This window comes from Paraburkholderia sp. EG287B, from assembly GCF_040965595.1.
Taxonomy (GTDB): Bacteria; Pseudomonadota; Gammaproteobacteria; order Burkholderiales; family Burkholderiaceae; genus Paraburkholderia.
Map to the genome: position 1 here is coordinate 1 of NZ_JBFRCG010000026.1, position 17199 is coordinate 17199.

The following is a 17199-nucleotide window of genomic DNA, read 5'->3' on the forward strand; positions in this document are numbered from 1 at the left end:
TCCATCAGGGCCAGCGGATCATCTTGATCCGCACCACAGGCCGGATATAAGTCTGCAGCCTCGTCCTATCAGTCACACATCGAATATCACCTGGCAAACCGGGAGGCGTCCATATAAGACACCATGGCCAGTCCAGCGAATCATCTGCCGCAAGCGGGAGCGGGCGCCCCGCCCTCCGCCTTCGAAGAAGCCACATACCGCAAAGTCGCGTGGCGCCTCATTCCGCTTCTCATGCTGTGTTACGTGGTCGCGTATCTGGACCGCGTCAACGTGGGCTTCGCCAAGCTGCAGATGAGTTCGGCGCTCAATCTCTCCGATGCGGTCTATGGCTTCGGCGCGGGCATTTTCTTCGTCGGCTACTTTCTGTTCGAAGTGCCAAGCAATATCATCCTGCATCGCGTGGGCGCACGCGTGTGGATCGCGCGCATCATGGTCACGTGGGGCCTCGTCTCCATCCTGACGATGTTCGTCACCACGCCCACCATGTTCTACGTGATGCGCTTTCTGCTCGGCCTGTGCGAGGCGGGCTTCTTCCCCGGCATCATCCTCTATCTCACCTACTGGTATCCGGCGCACCGCCGCGGGCGCATGACCACGTGGTTCATGACGGCCATCGCACTGTCGGGCGTGATCGGCGGTCCGGTGTCGGGCTGGATTCTCAAGTCCTTCGACGGCGCGAACGGCTGGCAAGGCTGGCAGTGGCTGTTCCTGCTCGAAGGGCTGCCTTCGGTGATCGTCGGCGTGCTGGTGTTCTTCGTGCTCGACGACCGTATCGGCCGAGCGAAGTGGCTCACGGAAGAAGAGCGCGCACTGCTCGAGCGCAACATCGCCGCCGAAGACGCGACCAAGGAAGACCCGCCGATCATGACCGTGCTCACGAGCGCACGCGTACTAGTGATGAGCCTCACCTACTTCTCGTTCGTGATGGGCCTCTACGGCGTGAGCTTCTGGCTGCCCACCATCATCAAGGCGACGGGCGTGAAAGACGCGCTCACGATCGGCCTGCTTTCGGCGATTCCGTTCGCCGCGGCCGTGGTCGGCATGGTGCTGGTAGCGAAGAGCGCCGACCGCACGCGCGAGCGCCGCTGGCACATCGCCGTGCCGGCCGCCATCGGCGCGCTCGGCCTCGTGCTGTCGGTCACGTGGGCGCACGACACGACGCTCGCCATGACGGCGCTCACCATCGCGACGATGGGCATTCTCACCACGCTGCCGCTGTTCTGGAGCCTGCCCACGGCCTGGCTCGCGGGCACGGGCGCGGCGGCCGGCATCGCGCTCATCAACTCGATCGGCAACCTCGCGGGCTTCCTGAGCCCGTATGCGGTGGGCTGGCTCAAAGAGGCCACCAAGGCCAACGACTCAGGCATGTACATGCTCGCGGCGTTCATGATCCTGGGCGGTCTGCTCGCGCTTTCGGCGCCGGCAAAGCTCGTGAACCGGTAACCGCATTACGGCTTCAGCCAAAACAAACGGCCGCCTGTTTTGCAGGCGGCCGTTTTCGTTGCGGCTTCGGATTCGTGGCGGGCTGCTTTACACCACGTTCATCGACAGTGCGCTTTCGCGGTAGTGCGAAGCCGCCTTCTCGCCGTCGCCAAGTTGCTCGTGCAGGCGCGCGAGCGCGCGATGCGAGCGGATCTTGAGCGGCTCGTTCTGCGTGGCGTCGGCGGACTTGAGCGCGGCTTCGAGGAACGACTGCGCCTTGCCCCACAGTTGCTGCTTCAGGCACAGGCGGCCCAGCGCGAACAGCAGGTCGCCGTCCTCGGGACGTTCCTTGCGCCACGCCTCGGCCTTCTGGATGAGCGGCAGCGCGTCGCTGCCCGCCGTGTCCGGATAGCGGCGCAGCAAACGCGCGTCCCAGTTCTGCGAGAGCGCTTCCTCGACGATCTTGCGTGCGTCGGCCTGGCGATCGAGCGCGATCAGCAGTTCGGCGGCGCAGTCGGCGAGACGCGGCGAGTGACGCTCGACGTTCGAGAGCGACTGCCACAGCTCGAGCAGCGCATCGGCGTTGTGACGACGGTCGCGCAGCAGATTTTCCGCCGCGAGCTGGCGCAGGCGCACGGCCACGGCCGGGTGCAACGCCTCGCGCTTTTCCAGCGTCTTCACGAGCTTGAGCACTTCGCTCCAGTTCTTGAGCTGCTGCTGCGCGCGCAGTGCGATCTGTTGCGCGTGGATGCGGCGGCCGCCCTGCGTGCGCATTTCGGTGAGCGCGGCGAGCGCGCCATCGGCGTCGCGGCCGTCGGCGCGCATGTCGGCGGTCGCCATGAGGCGCGCTTCCTGGAGGTCGGGGTCGTCGACCTGGGTGAGCCATTCGTCGCGGCGCGCGTATTCATGCAGACGATGCGCGGCCGTCGCGGCGATCAGGCCCGCGGCGCTCGTGTTCTTCGCGTCGGCGAGCGAATCGCGCGCGGCTTTCTCGGCGCGCGAGAAGCGGCCCGCGTAGAGATTGCCCACGGCGTCGCGCAGTGCGGAGTGCGCCTTCTCGGCGCGCATGCGCGCGCGGTAGGCGGCCACGCGGCGCGGCATCGTCACGATGTTGCGCGCGAATCGCAGGATCGCGTACAGCAGCAGGAACGCCACCACGATGCCGACCACGAACAGGTTGAGCGAGACGTCCACGCGATACGGCGGATAGACGAGCAGCACCTGCCCGGTGTCGAAGCGCCCGACAGTCGCGAGCGCGACGGCGATCGCGAAGAGAAGCGCGAGCCAGAGGAGTCCACGGATCGCCATGTCTTACCCCCGGCTCCGGTATTGCTGGATCGCCTTCAGGCTCGTGTCGAGCGTGGGCAGCGCAACGGCGGCCGAGCCGTCGTTCACTTCCTTGAGCAGCCCGCGCACGGTTTGCGTATCTTTCGACGCGCCGTCGAAATAACGTGCGAGCGTGGCGTCGGCGGCCGCGAGGTCGGACTTGAGCGTGTCCTGGTTGCGCGAGAGCAGCGAGAGGCGGGCCGAAAGCAGACGCAGCTTCAGGTTCTCACGCACGAAATAGCCTTGATCGGGCGACACCAGCATGGCGTCCGCGTTGTCGATGCGGCGCACCTGCACGAGGCTCGCGATCTGCTTGCCCACGCCGTCGACGAAGGTGTCGATCCACACCTTCCATTTCGGCTGGTTGGTCGCCGCGGCGACCTGGGCGATATCGGCGGGCTGCGCAGCCTCGGGCTTCGTATGCGCGACGATCGCCTCGCCCGAAAGCGGCAGCGCGTCGATCTGGCCGAGCGCGGTGTCGAGCTTGATGGCGAGACCCGTGAGGTCCGTCGACGGCGCGGCCTTGAGCTTGTCGATGTCCTGCGCGATCGCCTTGCGCACGGCGATGGCCTGCGCGTTGTCCGAGGCGGCGAGGCGCGTGTCGGCGCTTTGCAGCGCGAACAGCGCGAGCTGCGTGTTGCCCGTGAGCTGGAGCTGTTCGCTCGCGCTCGACAGCATCTGGCCGACTTCGGCGAGCGTCCAGTCGTCGCGGCTCTTCGACAGATCGGCGTATTGCTGCGCGAGCGCCTGCTGCGAATTCTGCGCGTCGGCGATCTTGCCTTCGAGCTGGGCGATCTGCTTGTCGATCTGCTGTGCGCCCGCAACGGCCTGGTCGGCGCGCGCACGCAGCGCGGCGGTCTGCTGCTCGCTCGCCTGCTGGCGTTGAATGGCCTGCATGCCGAGGTTGTCGACCTTGCGATTGAGGAAATAGCCGCCTGCGCCCGAGCCCGCCGCGACCAGTACCAGGACGAGCCACAGCAGCGCCGAGCCTGCGCCGCGCCGCCCGTTGCCCGCGCCCGGCGGCGGCGTCAGCGGCGCGGAAGAGCCCGCGCCCGACGACGCATACGAAGGCCGCGCCGATGCGCTGCCCGATGCCGACGCGCCCGTCGCGACGGCGCCCTGGTTAGCTGTGCTGCTTGAGTTGTTCGAATCTGTCATGCGTGGGTTGGCCGGCGCCTGGGCCGGAGTGTTCTGAACCGGTTGAACAACGGAAGAAGCGAGGCCTAGCAGCGTCTCGACGATGCGTTCGTCGCCCGCGCCGGACACCGTAATCCTATCAAAACCCACTGAGCGCGCCGTCTCGGCGATCCGCGGGTGCGGCGCGACGAGCGGCGCATGACGCAGCTCGACGATCTCGCCCGCCGTGAGGTGCTCGCGCGCGAGTTCGTCGAGGTTGCGCACGCCCTCGGAGCTCGTGACGAGCCATGCGTGCGGCGCGCCTTCGAGCAGCGCGTGCACCCGGGTCCAGGCGGCGATGGGCGGCTCGGGCACGACGCGGCGGTAGGCCGCCACGGTCTCGACTTCGGCGCCCGCTTCGCGCAGACGCTCGGCGAGCCACTCGCGGCCGCCGTCGCCGCGCACGATCAGGACGCACTTGCCCGCGAAGGCGTCCACGCCGAAGCTCTTTTCGAGCGCCGCGTAGAGCGACTCCGAATCGAAACGCGCGGGCTCTTCGTCCCCCGCGCCCGCGGGGCTCACCACGCGATGGTCGGGTGCCGCCACGCCGTGCCGCTCCAGGGCGGCCACGCTCGCCGGACCGACCACGGCCACGGGCAGCGCGGGCGGCCAGATCGACGAGACCGAGGCATAGCAGGCGAACGCGCGATCGACGGCGTTCGGCGAAACGAACACGACGAGCGCATAGCGTTCGAGTGCGCCGAGCGCGGCGCGCAGCGGCGCTTCGTCGGTCACGGGCGCAATGGCGATGAGCGGGAAGTCGAGCGTGCGCATGCCGTGCTGCGCGAGTTGCCCCGCGAGACCATCCGACTGACCGGCCGGCCGGGTAATCACGACGGTGAATGGCTTACTGTCACCATTGCCACCGTTGCTGTTATCGCCGCTTGCCGTCGACGCGCGCTTCGCGCCGGCGGAGGCGTCGCCCGGACCGCCCCAGTCGTCGGGCTGGCTGGGGTTGCCGTACGGGTGCCTGGGGCCGGCCATCATCTGGAGGCCGGGCCTTCGCCCGTGCCGGTTGGGTTGTCGGTGGCGGCGCCACTGGCGGGCGCCACATTCGGACCATCGGCGGCCTGGGCCGCGTCCGCGAGCGCGCGCACGATCTCGAGCGCGCCCTGCGCGATGAGGTCGTCGGCAACGCGGCGGCCGAGCGCCATGGCCTCGTCGACCGTGGACGCGGCGCTGGCCTCCTGCGCGGCGAGCACGCGGCTCGCGTCGGGCGTGGCGATCGTGCCGCGCAGCGCAAGCTTGCCGTCGTGCCACTGCGCGTAGGCCGCGAGCGGCACCGTGCAGCTGCCGCCCAGTGCGCGCGAAACCATGCGCTCGGCTTCGACGGCCTTCGCGGTGGCGTCGTCGTGCAGCGGCGCGAGCCATGCGGCGATATCGGCGCGATCGGCGCGGATCTCGATGCCGAGCGCGCCCTGGCCCGCCGCCGGCAGGCTGTCTTCGGGCTCGATGAGCGCGCGGATACGCGCGCCGAGGCCAAGGCGCTTCAGGCCCGCAGCCGCGAGAATGATGGCCGCGTAATCGCCGCGGTCGAGCTTGGCGAGGCGCGTGTCGAGATTGCCGCGCAACGGCTTGACGTCGAGATGCGGATAGCGCGCGCGGATCATCGACTCGCGGCGCAGGCTCGACGTGCCCACCACGCTGCCCGCCGGCAACGCGGCGAGCGAGTCGTAGTCGTTGGAGACGAACGCGTCGCGCGGGTCCTCGCGCTCCATGATGGCCGCGAGCGTGAAGCCTTCGGGCAGATCCATCGGCACGTCCTTGAGCGAGTGCACGGCGAGATCGGCGCGGCCTTCAGCCAGCGCCTGCTCCAGCTCCTTCACGAAAAGACCCTTGCCGCCCACCTTCGAGAGCGTGCGGTCGAGAATTTGATCGCCGCGTGTCGTCATTCCAACAATTTTCACGTCGCAGGCTGGATATAATTTGTGCAGCGCAGCTTGCACATGCTCGGCCTGCCACATCGCGAGGCGGCTCTCCCGCGAAGCGATCACCAGGGTGCGGGGCATGGGCGCGGATAACGTCTCGGAGTTCATGGCAAGTACATCGAATGACGGGATGAAAAGCAGGATCGGATAACAGGCAATGTTAGCACGCGCCCTTTTTACCGCCTCCCCGCAGGGACAGGCTGACAAGGCGCGGGCGGCGGCAAGGAAGAGACTCAGGCGGTGCAGCGGCGCTTACTGTACCCATCGTAGGCAAACTGGCGCGCGTCTGGCATGCGGCTGGCACATACGCGGCCCGCGCGGCGCCGGCCACAGCCGCGGCGCCGCTTCGGCTTGCGCTCGCCCTCGCAGCGGCGCACTCTCCAGCAAGGCCTGCACCCGGCGCACCGCCATTGGCGAGTCGCGCCGCCTCTGCCCTATCCGCACGGCTCGCACAGGGTGGCACCTTCCACCCCCTCCAGGTTGCACCCGCAGTACACGGCCCGGCACGCGCCGCGGCCATGCAGTTGGCAGTTCTCCGACTAACCTGCCCATATCCTGGCAAGCCTCAAGGAAAACATCGTGAAGTCTTCAGGCTCGGCGCGCGCAGAGCGCCGCAACACCGCATCGCAGAACGCAACTTCGAAGGCCGCATCGGCCACGCCGTCCACGAAACCGGCGAAAACGACGAAGACCACGAAGACCACGAAGACCACGAAGACCACGAAATCCACGACGACCCAACCGGCCGCCGAGGCTGTCAAGGCGGCGAAGACGCCGAAGGCCGAAAAAGCGACGAAGGCCGCGCAGGCGGCGAAGGCTCCGAAAGCGAGCGCCGGCGCTCCGCGCAATGGCCGCGCGCGCGACGACAAGGACCAGCCGCTCTTCGAAGACATCCGCTATCTGGGCCGCCTGCTCGGCGAAGTGCTGCGCGAGCAGGAAGGCGACGCCGTGTTCGACGTCGTGGAAACCATTCGTCAGACCGCCGTGCGCTTTCGCCGCGAGGACGACAACGCCGACGCGCTCGCGCTGGACAAGCAGCTGCGCGCGCTCTCGCCCGAGCAGACCGTGACGGTCGTGCGCGCGTTCAGCTACTTCTCGCATCTTGCGAACATTGCTGAAGATCGCCACCGCAACCGCCGCCGCCGTATTCACGACCTCGCGGGCTCGGCGCCGCAGGCGGGCACCATCGCGCATTCGCTCGAACGTCTCGCGCTGGCGGGCGCGGCCGCGACGCCGGTGCTCCAGCAGTTCTTCAACGACGCGCTGATCGTCCCCGTGCTCACCGCGCACCCCACGGAAGTGCAGCGCAAGAGCACGCTCGACTCGCAGCACGACATCGCGCGCCTGCTCGCCGAGCGCGACCAGCCGCTCACGCAGCGCGAACTCGAGCACAACGAGTCGCTCTTGCGCGCGCGTGTGACCTCGCTCTGGCAAACGCGCATGCTGCGCGACTCGCGCCTGACCGTGGGCGACGAAATCGAAAACGCGCTTTCGTATTACCACACGACCTTCCTCACCGAGATCCCGGCGCTCTACAGCGAGATCGAAACGCAGCTGAAGGAACACGGCCTTTCGGCGCGCCTGCCCGCTTTCTTCCAGATGGGCAGCTGGATCGGCGGCGACCGCGACGGCAACCCGAACGTCACCGCCGCCACGCTCGAAGAAGCGAGCGAGCGCCAGGCACAGGTGATCCTGCAACATTACCTCGACGAAGTGCACCGCCTGGGCGCCGAGCTTTCGGTGTCGAACCTGCTCGCGGGCGCAAGCGAGGAGCTGAAGGCGCTGGCCGAAGCCTCGCCCGATCAGTCGCCGCACCGCGTGGACGAGCCGTATCGCCGCGCGCTGATCGGCGTGTACACGCGCCTCGCCGCGAGTGCGCGCGTGCGTCTGGGCGAAGGCGTAGTGGCCGTGCGCAGCGCGGGCCGCAACGCCGCGCCCGTGCGCGCCAAGCCCTATGCCGATGCGGACGAGTTCTCGCGCGACCTGCATATCCTGATGGATTCGCTCGCCGAGCATCACGGCGCGTCGCTCGCCACCACGCGGCTTGCGCCGCTCATGCGCGCCGTCGACGTGTTCGGCTTCCATCTCGCCTCGATCGACCTGCGCCAGAGCTCGGACATCCACGAAGCCGTGATTACGGAGTTGCTCGCGCGCGCCGGCGTCGAAGCCGACTACGCGGCGCTTTCCGAAGAAGACAAGCAGATCGTGCTGCTCGCGCAGCTCGCCGATCCGCGCACGCTGCGCTCGCCGTACCTCGACTATTCCGAGCTCGTGAAGAGCGAGCTGGGCGTGCTGGAAATGGCGCGCGTGACGCGCGAGAAGTTCGGCGCGCGCGCGGTGCGCAACTACATCATCTCGCACACCGAAACGGTTTCCGACCTGCTCGAAGTGATGCTGCTGCAGAAGGAAACCGGCCTCATGAGCGGACGCCTCGGCCACGCGGAAGACCCCGCGAAGGCCGCGCTGATGGTGATCCCGCTGTTCGAGACGATTCCCGACTTGCGCCACGCGCCGGGCATCATGCGCGACCTGCTCGCGCTGCCGGGCCTCGACGGCATCGTCGAGCACCAGGGCAACGAGCAGGAAATCATGCTCGGCTATTCGGACAGCAACAAGGACGGCGGCTTCCTCACCTCGAACTGGGAGCTGTACCGCGCGGAACTGGCGCTCGTCGCGCTATACAAGCAGCGCGGCATCACGCTGCGTCTGTTCCACGGCCGCGGCGGCACGGTGGGCCGCGGCGGCGGCCCGACCTACAACGCGATCCTCTCGCAGCCGCCGGGCACGGTGGAAGGCCAGATCCGTCTGACCGAGCAGGGTGAAGTCATCGCGAGCAAGTTCGGCAATCCGGAGATCGGCCGCCGCAACCTCGAAACGGTGATCGCCGCGACGCTCGAAGCGACGCTGCTGCCGATGGGCGGGGCGGGCAACGCGCCCGACCAGCTGCCCGCGTTCGAGGAGACGATGCAATCGCTCTCCGACGCCGCGATGGCCGCATACCGCGCGCTCGTCTACGAGACGCCCGGCTTCACCGACTACTTCTTCGCCTCCACGCCGATCACGGAAATCGCCGAGCTGAACATCGGCAGCCGCCCGGCCTCGCGCAAGCTGCAGGACCCGAAGAACCGCAAGATCGACGATCTGCGCGCGATTCCGTGGGGCTTCTCGTGGGGCCAGTGCCGCCTGCTGCTCACGGGCTGGTACGGCTTCGGCAGCGCGGTGGCCTCGTATCTCGACGATGCGGGCAGCGACGCCGAGCGCGCGCGCCGTCTTGCGATGTTCAAGAAGATGTACAAGACCTGGCCGTTCTTCTCGAACCTGCTCTCGAACATGGACATGACGCTCGCGAAGACCGACCTCGCGGTGGCCTCGCGCTACGCGCAGCTCGTCGCGGACAAGAAGCTGCGCAAGCTCGTGTTCGAGCGCATCGTGGCCGAATGGGAGCGCACGACGAAGGTGCTCGGCGAGATCACGGGCGCGAGCGAGCGCCTGGCCGACAACCCGCTGCTCGCGCGCTCGATCAAGAACCGCTTCCCGTATCTCGATCCGTTGAATCACTTGCAGGTGGAGCTGATCAAGCGCTATCGCGCCGGCGACCCGAGCCCGCGCGTGCGGCGCGGTATTCATCTGACGATCAACGGGATTGCGGCGGGGCTGCGCAATACGGGTTGAGCGTTCAAACTGTGCTGATGTGCAAACGGCGTCGTGCCCTCGCGGTCACGACGCCGTTTTTTTTATTGCCTCAGGCGAGCGTCAATCGCGCCGCGTCGCCTCGATCATCAGGGCGTCGAGCTTGAACGACGAATCGCTCTGCACATCGAAATATTGGCGCACTTCATCGGGCGCGCGCTCCCACATCGAGCGGATCGCCGTCACGCGCTCCGGGGGCGTGCGCATGCGCGCGACCCACGTATCGAAGTCGAGCGCGATGCGCCAGCGCTCGCTCACCTTCGCGTCGAAGCCGGCGGCGTCGAGCATCGCGAGCCACTCGTCGGCGCGGTAGTCGCGAATGTGCGACGCATCGCGCAACAGTTCGATCGCCTGAATATGCGTGTCGTAAAGCGGATCGTCGATGCCCGAGATGTCGATGAACTTGAGCCGGCCGCCCGGCTTGAGCACGCGGTGCACTTCGGCCAGCGCCTGCGGCACGTCGCGCCAGTGGTGCGCGCTCATGCGGCTCACGGCCCAGTTGAAGCTCGCGTCGGCGAACGGCAGCGTTTCCGCCGCGCCCTGCTGCGTGCGCACGGTCGTCAAGCCACGCTCCTTCGCGGCGGCTTCGACCGTGGCGAGCATCTGCGGGGCGATGTCGTAGGCCACGACTTCGCGCACGTGCGGCGCGACGGCAAAGCTCGCGTGGCCCGCGCCGCAGCCCATGTCCAGCACCGTCGCATTGCCGCAGGTGGCCGCGAAGGTCGCGGCGAGGTTCTCCAGATCCGCGCCGCTCGCGTGGACCTGGCTCGTGAGATAGGCAGCGGCGGTCGAGCCGAATGCGTCGGCGACCTGATCGTGATGCTTCATCGCATGCTCCTATTGCGGGTTCTTATGCGGTGCTTTATGTGGGGCGCGAAGCGGCAAGCGCCGCGCGCCGAGGGTTCTGCAATCTCCGGGCTGGCTGACGAGGCGGCCCGTCGCCGCGTCAGACGCTACAATAGAGGCCGTTTTGTACCAGTACAAGTTAAGCGATTATTCTGGTATCGCTGCCACTAGCCCCACGCCCAATGAGCCTCGACACGCCCTCCCCGGCTTCGCCCGCCGCCGGCAAAACCCTCGACGCGACGCCCGCCCGCGCGCTGGGCGAATTCATCCGCGCCCATCGCGAGCGTCTTTCGCCGGCGGAGGTCGGCCTGCCGCCGGGCCCGCGCCGCCGCACGCCGGGCCTGCGCCGCGAAGAAGTCGCGCAGTTGTGCGGCGTGAGCCCGACCTGGTACACGTGGATCGAGCAAGGCCGCCCCGTTTCGGCCTCGGCGGACGCGCTCGCGCGCATCGCCGTCGCGCTGCGGCTCTCGCGCGCCGAACGCGCCTATCTGTTCGAGCTGGCCGCGCAGCGCGACCCCGCCGAGCCCGATCCGGCCACCGCCGCGGACGCGCCCGCCACGCTGCTGCAAACGGTGAAACTCGTGGACGCCCCCGCCTACGTGCTCGACCGCCAGTGGACCGCGCTCGCCTGGAATGCGCATGCGGCGGACCTCTTCACGGGCTGGCTCGACGGCGAGCACGACCGCAACCTGCTGCGCTTCACGTTCACCGAGCCGCTCGGGCGCGAGCTGATCGTCGACTGGGAAACGCGCGCGCGGCGGCTGGCCGCCGAGTTCCGCGCCGACTCCATCCGCCACCTGAACGACGCGCCCACGCGCGCGCTGATCGACTCGCTGATCGCCGCGAGCGACGACTTCGCGCGCTTCTGGGCCTCGCAGGACGTGTTCGAGCGCGAGGGCGGCCGGCGCGAGTTCAACCATCCGCGCCACGGCCGCATCGCCTACGACCAGATCACCTTCAAGCCCGCGCACCGCGAAGATCTCAAGCTCGTGGTGCTGGTGCGGCTCTAAGTGGCGCGGGCCGCCTGGCGGCGTTGCGGCAGAGCGCCAATGTTAAAATCGTGATCTTTCCCGCCGTGCTTGACGCAATGCAGCGCAATGCGCCGCGCGGCACGCCTTCTCACCGCTTGCTCGTTCACGCCCCATCACCATGACGTCCCAACTGCACAAAAAAGGCGAAGCCTGGTCGGCTCGCTTCTCCGAACCCATGTCGGAGCTGGTCAAGCGCTACACGTCGTCGGTCTTCTTCGACAAGCGTCTCGCGCTCGTCGATATCGAGGGCTCGCTCGCGCACGCGTCGATGCTGGCCGCGCAGAAGATCATCTCGGCCGACGACCTGGCCGCCATCCAGGGCGGCATGGCGAAGATCAAGGACGAGATCGAGCGCGGCGAATTCGAATGGCTGCTCGACCTCGAAGACGTGCACCTGAACATCGAAGCGCGTCTGACTGCCCTGATCGGCGACGCGGGCAAGCGCCTGCACACGGGCCGCTCGCGCAACGACCAGGTCGCGACCGACATCCGCCTGTGGCTGCGCGGCGAGATCGACCGCATCGGCGGCCTGCTCGGCGACCTGCGCGGCGCGCTGCTCGACCTCGCTGAACAGCACTCGGGCACGATCATGCCGGGCTTCACGCACCTGCAAGTGGCGCAGCCGGTCACCTTCGGCCATCACCTGCTCGCCTACGTGGAAATGTTCACGCGCGACGCCGAGCGCATGGTGGACTGCCGCAAGCGCGTGAACCGTCTGCCGCTCGGCGCGGCGGCGCTCGCGGGCACGAGCTTTTCCGTAGACCGCTTCGCCGTGGCGAAGACGCTGGGCTTCGACGGCATCTGCGCCAACTCGCTCGATGCCGTGTCCGATCGCGACTTCGCCATCGAATTCACGGCCGCCGCCGCGCTCGTGATGACGCACGTTTCGCGCTTCTCGGAAGAACTGGTGCTGTGGATGAGCCCGCGCGTGGGCTTCATCGATCTGGCCGACCGCTTCTGCACGGGCTCGTCGATCATGCCGCAGAAGAAGAACCCGGACGTCCCGGAACTCGCGCGCGGCAAGACCGGCCGCGTGAACGGCCATCTCATGGCGCTCCTCACGCTCATGAAGGGCCAGCCGCTCGCCTACAACAAGGACAACCAGGAAGACAAGGAGCCGCTGTTCGACACCGTCGATACCGTGGCGGACACGCTGCGCATCTTCGCGGAAATGGTCGCGGGCATCACGGTCAAGGAGCAGGCGATGCGCGCGGCGGCGCTGCAAGGCTTCTCCACGGCCACGGATCTGGCCGACTACCTCGTCAAGAAGGGCCTGCCGTTCCGCGACGCGCACGAAGCCGTGGCGCACGCGGTGCGGATCTGCGTGGACCGCAACTGCGATCTCGCCGACCTCACGCTCGACGAGATGCGCCGCGAACTGCCGGCCGTCTCGCACCTGCTCTCCGAAGACGTGTTCGCAGTGCTGACGCTCGAAGGCTCGGTCTCGGCGCGCAACCATCCGGGCGGCACCGCGCCCGAGCAGGTGCGTGCGGCCATCGCGGCGGCGCGCGCGGCACTGAAGTAAGCGCAGCATAGCGGGCGGAAAACGCCCGCACTCAAAGCCTAACCGGGCGCGCGACGGACAACGTCGCGCGCCCGGTTTGTTTTTGGGCGGCGCACAAGGCGACCAGGCGCTCGAGGACACACATGACAGCGCGCTGTACCCGCAGCAAAATGGCGGAAGTGTGCGCCCGGCAGTCGCGCGCCATGGCCTACGATCCCGCGCCATACTGACGACTTGCTCCGTCAAGCTTCGTCTTCGCTCCCACCACCTGCCCCATGATCGTCCGCCCTCACCTCCACTGGTTCCGCATGCTGCTCGCGTGGCGCGGCTCCGTGCTGCCGCAACTTCTGCCGCGCCTGTTCATCGTGCTGGTCCTGTCGATCATCGCAGTGGCCGCGCACGATCACATCCTCAAGCTCACGGTCAACCTGAGCACGGTGCCGTTCTCGCTGATCGGCATCGCGCTCGCGGTGTTTCTCGGCTTTCGCAACAGCGCGAGCTACGACCGCTACTGGGAAGGCCGCAAGCTCTGGGGGCAAATGCTCAACGAAACGCGCTCGCTGGTACGCCAGGCGCTCACGCTGCCGCGCAGCGACGACGAAGCCGCCACGCGCGAGCGCGCCCGCGAACTCATGAGTCTGCTCGCTGCGCTGCCGCATGCGCTGCGCCATCAACTGCGCAACACCGACCCGCGCGCCGATCTCGAACCCCGCCTGCCGCCCGCGCTGTTCGCGCGCGTGATGGCGTCGCGCTACCGCCCGGCCACGCTCATGCTGTGCGCTTCGGAATGGGTCCGGCGCGAGACGCGCGAAGGCCGCCTCGACGGCTACGCGGTGCTCGCGTTCGAGCACAATCTCAATGGCATTTCGGATGTGATCGGCGGGTGCGAGCGCATCGTCTCCACGCCGCTGCCGTTCGCCTATACGGTGATGATTCATCGCACGGTGTACTTCTTCTGCGCGATGCTGCCGTTCGGCCTCGTCGACAGCATCGGCGGTCTGACGCCGATCTTCGCCGTGTTCGTGGCCTACGCGTTCATGGCCCACGAGGCGATCGCCTCGCAGCTCGAAGACCCGTTCGGCACCGAAGACAACGACCTCGCGCTCAACCTGATGTCGGCCGGCATCGAGGTCGCGTTGCACGACCTGATGGGCGAGCCTACTGCGCTGCCGGCGCGCGCGCCGGAGCAGTTCATCCTCGACTGAAAGCGCAGCCTCAGTGGTTGTTCACCGTTTCGGCGAGGCGCTTCAGGGTCGCGAGGCGCCCGCCTAGCAGATCGAGCCGCGCATGCTCGTCGATGAGCGGCGTGGTCGCGTCGCGATACGCGCGCCAGTCGCTTTGCGCGCGCGAGACCGCAGGCCGCGCGTGCTTCGGCATGCGCGCATAGAGCTGACGGTAGTAGCGATTGAGGTCGTAGCTCACGTGCTCGCAACGCGCGTCGGCGCTGCAGGCGCGCACCTTCGGCGCGTCGCCGTCGTACGTCGCCGCCTGGTTGCGCAGCGCGAGCGCGCGCTCGCGCACCGGCTGCAGGCGCATGTCCGCCTCGTAGAGCTGGTAGGTGCTGCCGCTCGTGGTCGCGAACGCGGCGCCGAGCATGGTGTCTTCGGCGTCGCGCCAGGACGCCCACTTCTGCTGGCTCAGCTGCCAGCGCTTTTGCTGCGCGGCCGGCAGCTTCGCGAGCAGTTGCGTGAGCGCATTGTCGGCGGCCTTGCGCCATGCGGTGCGCGCGTCGTCCATGCACTGGATCTGCCCGGCCGTCGACGACCGGTCCGCGCGCGCGAGACAGGTGCGCATGGCCGTGTCGATCGGATCGGCGGCCGCGACCTCGGCGCGCGCCGCCGGCGCCACGGCGAACAGCGCCGTGGCGGCCGAAATCGCCGACAGCGCCGACACCATCGCCGCAAAGTAACGCGCTAGCCGCGCCGATGAAGCACCCAACATTCCCCTCCCTTGCGCGTTCAGTCGCGCACGCAATCCACGAAATACTCGATGCGGCCGTTGATGGTCTCGCCCACGAGCCCGTGGATGTCGGTATGGAAGCCCGGGAAGCGCTCGTTGAACTCGCGCGCGAACTTCAGATAATTCACGATCGTCCTGTTGAAACGCTCGCCCGGAATCAGCAGCGGAATGCCCGGCGGATACGGCGTGAGCAGGATCGACGTGACACGGCCTTCGAGTTCGTCGACAGGCACGCGGTCGATCTCGCGGTGCGCGAGCTTCGCGAAGGCGTCCGAAGGCTTCATCGCCGGCTCCATGCTCGAGAGGTACATCTCGGTCGTGAGGCGCGCGATGTCGTTGGCGCGGTAGACGCTGTGGATCTGCTGGCACAGGTCGCGCAGGCCCACGCGCTCGTACATCGGATGCTGCGCGACGAACTCGGGCAGCACGCGCCACAGCGGCTGGTTGTTGTCGTAGTCGTCCTTGAACTGCTGTAGCTCGGTCACCATCGAGTTCCAGCGGCCCTTCGTGATGCCGATCGTGAACATGATGAAGAACGAGTACAGACCCGTCTTCTCGACGATGATGCCGTGCTCGGCCAGGTACTTCGTCACGATCGCGGCCGGGATGCCGGTCTCGCCGAATTCGCCGTCCACGTCCAGACCCGGCGTGACGATGGTCGCCTTGATCGGGTCCAGCATGTTGAAGCCGTCCGCCAGCGCGCCGAAGCCGTGCCAGTGATCGTTCGGGCGCAGCATCCAGTCTTCGCGCGAACCGATGCCTTCTTCTGCCAGCTCGTCCGGCCCCCAGACCTGGAAGAACCAGTCGTCGCCGTATTCGGCGTCCACCTTGCGCATGGCGCGGCGGAAGTCGAGCGCTTCGGCGATCGACTCTTCCACCAGTGCCGGGCCGCCCGGCGCTTCCATCATCGCGGCGGCCACGTCGCACGACGCGATGATCGCGTACTGCGGCGAGGTCGACGTGTGCATCAGATACGCCTCGTTGAAGCGGTGGCGGTCGAATGCGCTGTCTTCCGAGTCCTGCACGACGATCTGCGAGGCCTGCGAGATGCCGGCGAGCAGCTTGTGCGTGGAGTGCGTCGCGAACACGAGTGCCTTGGTGCGCGGACGGCCTGCGCCGATCGCGTGCATGTCCTGGTAGAACTCGTGGAATTCGGCGTGCGGCAGCCAGGCTTCGTCGAAGTGCAGCGTGTCGAGCATGTCGCCGAGCAGATCCTTGATCATCTCGACGTTGTAGACCACGCCGTCGTACGTGCTCTGCGTGATCGTGAGAATACGCGGCTTCACGTTCGGATTCTTCGCGAGCGCCTCACGGGCGAACGGATTCGCCTCGATCTTCTTGCGGATGTTTTCCGGCTTGAACTCGTCGCGCGGAATCGGGCCGATGATGCCGAAGTTGTTGCGCGTGGGCGTGAGGAACACGGGAATCGCGCCCGTCATCGTGATCGCGTGCAGGATCGACTTGTGGCAGTTGCGGTCCACCAGCACGATGTCGCCGGGGGCGACCGTTGCGTGCCAGACGATCTTGTTCGACGTGGACGTGCCGTTGGTCACGAAGAACACGTGGTCCGCGCTGAAGATGCGCGCCGCGTTGCGCTCCGAGGCCGCGACCGGGCCGGTGTGGTCGAGCAGCTGGCCGAGTTCCTCGACCGCGTTGCAGACGTCGGCGCGCAGCATGTTCTCGCCGAAGAACTGGTGGAACATCTGGCCGAGCGGATTCTTCAGGAAGGCGACGCCGCCCGAGTGACCCGGGCAGTGCCACGAGTACGAACCTTCGTCGGCGTACTTGACGAGTTCCTTGAAGAACGGCGGCGCCAGTGCGTCGAGATACACGCGCGCTTCACGAATCACGTGGCGCGCGACGAACTCCGGCGTGTCCTCGAACATGTGGATGAAGCCGTGCAGCTCGCGCAGGATGTCGTTGGGCAGATGACGCGAGGTGCGCGTCTCGCCGTACAGGAAGATCGGGATGTCCGAGTTGCGCTTGCGCACCGCTTCCATGAACGCGCGCAGCGCGACGATCGCGGGGGCGTGCTCGGGCGCTTCCTCGTCCGAGCCTTCGACGTAGGGCAGCAGCTCGTCGTCGTCGATCGAGAGGATGAAGCACGCGGCGCGGCTCGACTGCTGCGCGAACGACGTGAGGTCGCCGTAGCTCGTCAGCCCGAGGACTTCCGCGCCCTCTTTCTCGATGGCTTCGGCCAGCGCGCGGATGCCGGAACCCGAGATGTTCTCGGAGCGAAAGTCTTCGTCGATGATGACGACGGGAAAACGGAACTTCATGGGCGATTCTCCAAAAGAAACGACCGCTGCATATGACG

Annotated in this window: 11 protein-coding genes; 5 read left to right on the forward strand and 6 right to left on the reverse strand. The window is 67.5% G+C overall.

Features of this window, described 5'->3' with window-relative positions; all coding sequences use genetic code 11:
- The first annotated feature begins 123 nt into the window (after positions 1-123).
- On the forward strand, positions 124-1443 hold the full coding sequence (locus AB4Y40_RS35995) for an MFS transporter (RefSeq protein WP_342920937.1): 1320 nt from the start codon (positions 124-126) through the stop codon (positions 1441-1443).
- Between the two features lie 87 nt (positions 1444-1530).
- Here the strand turns inward: AB4Y40_RS35995 and AB4Y40_RS36000 are convergent, their stop codons facing one another.
- Genes AB4Y40_RS36000 through hemC form a run of 3 tightly spaced genes read right to left on the reverse strand, consistent with a single transcriptional unit; the run spans position 1531 to position 5960 of the window.
- Positions 1531-2730 carry a heme biosynthesis protein HemY gene (locus tag AB4Y40_RS36000; RefSeq protein ID WP_368691918.1) on the reverse strand — a complete coding sequence of 400 codons (1200 nt, stop codon included), beginning with the start codon at positions 2728-2730 and terminating at the stop codon, positions 1531-1533.
- Between the two features lie 3 nt (positions 2731-2733).
- Positions 2734-4911 (reverse strand): fused uroporphyrinogen-III synthase HemD/membrane protein HemX, encoded by a 2178-nt coding sequence (hemDX, locus tag AB4Y40_RS36005; protein WP_368691919.1) that lies wholly within the window; start codon positions 4909-4911, stop codon positions 2734-2736.
- Positions 4908-5960, reverse strand: coding sequence for a hydroxymethylbilane synthase (gene hemC / locus AB4Y40_RS36010; RefSeq protein ID WP_368691920.1), 1053 nt, complete (start codon positions 5958-5960; stop codon positions 4908-4910). The genes hemDX and hemC overlap by 4 nt, the downstream gene beginning before the upstream one ends.
- Positions 5961-6431: 471 nt before the next feature.
- On the opposite strand from hemC, the gene ppc reads away from it, so the two are divergent.
- Positions 6432-9524: a phosphoenolpyruvate carboxylase gene (gene ppc, locus AB4Y40_RS36015; protein WP_368691921.1), complete on the forward strand. Its 3093-nt coding sequence runs from the start codon at positions 6432-6434 to the stop codon at positions 9522-9524.
- Positions 9525-9605: 81 nt separating this feature from the next.
- Here ppc and AB4Y40_RS36020 read toward each other — a convergent pair whose 3' ends face one another.
- On the reverse strand, positions 9606-10370 hold the full coding sequence (locus AB4Y40_RS36020; protein WP_368691922.1) for a methyltransferase domain-containing protein: 765 nt from the start codon (positions 10368-10370) through the stop codon (positions 9606-9608).
- Between the two features lie 200 nt (positions 10371-10570).
- Between AB4Y40_RS36020 and AB4Y40_RS36025 the strand changes: the two genes are divergently transcribed.
- The 3 genes from AB4Y40_RS36025 (at position 10571) to AB4Y40_RS36035 (ending at position 14128) form a co-directional block, all read left to right on the forward strand.
- A complete protein-coding gene (locus tag AB4Y40_RS36025) occupies positions 10571-11398 on the forward strand; it encodes a helix-turn-helix transcriptional regulator (RefSeq protein ID WP_368691923.1) in 828 nt (275 codons plus the stop codon).
- A gap of 139 nt (positions 11399-11537) precedes the next feature.
- Complete coding sequence (argH, locus tag AB4Y40_RS36030) at positions 11538-12944, forward strand: argininosuccinate lyase (protein ID WP_368691924.1); 1407 nt, start codon at positions 11538-11540, stop codon at positions 12942-12944.
- A gap of 254 nt (positions 12945-13198) precedes the next feature.
- On the forward strand, positions 13199-14128 hold the full coding sequence (locus AB4Y40_RS36035) for a bestrophin family protein (protein ID WP_368691925.1): 930 nt from the start codon (positions 13199-13201) through the stop codon (positions 14126-14128).
- A gap of 10 nt (positions 14129-14138) precedes the next feature.
- Here AB4Y40_RS36035 and AB4Y40_RS36040 read toward each other — a convergent pair whose 3' ends face one another.
- Both AB4Y40_RS36040 and AB4Y40_RS36045 read right to left on the reverse strand, forming a co-directional pair.
- Positions 14139-14819, reverse strand: a complete 681-nt coding sequence (locus tag AB4Y40_RS36040) for a lysozyme inhibitor LprI family protein (protein ID WP_368691984.1) — start codon at positions 14817-14819, stop codon at positions 14139-14141.
- Between the two features lie 62 nt (positions 14820-14881).
- Positions 14882-17161: an Orn/Lys/Arg decarboxylase N-terminal domain-containing protein gene (locus AB4Y40_RS36045; protein WP_368691926.1), complete on the reverse strand. Its 2280-nt coding sequence runs from the start codon at positions 17159-17161 to the stop codon at positions 14882-14884.
- Positions 17162-17199 lie beyond the last annotated feature (38 nt).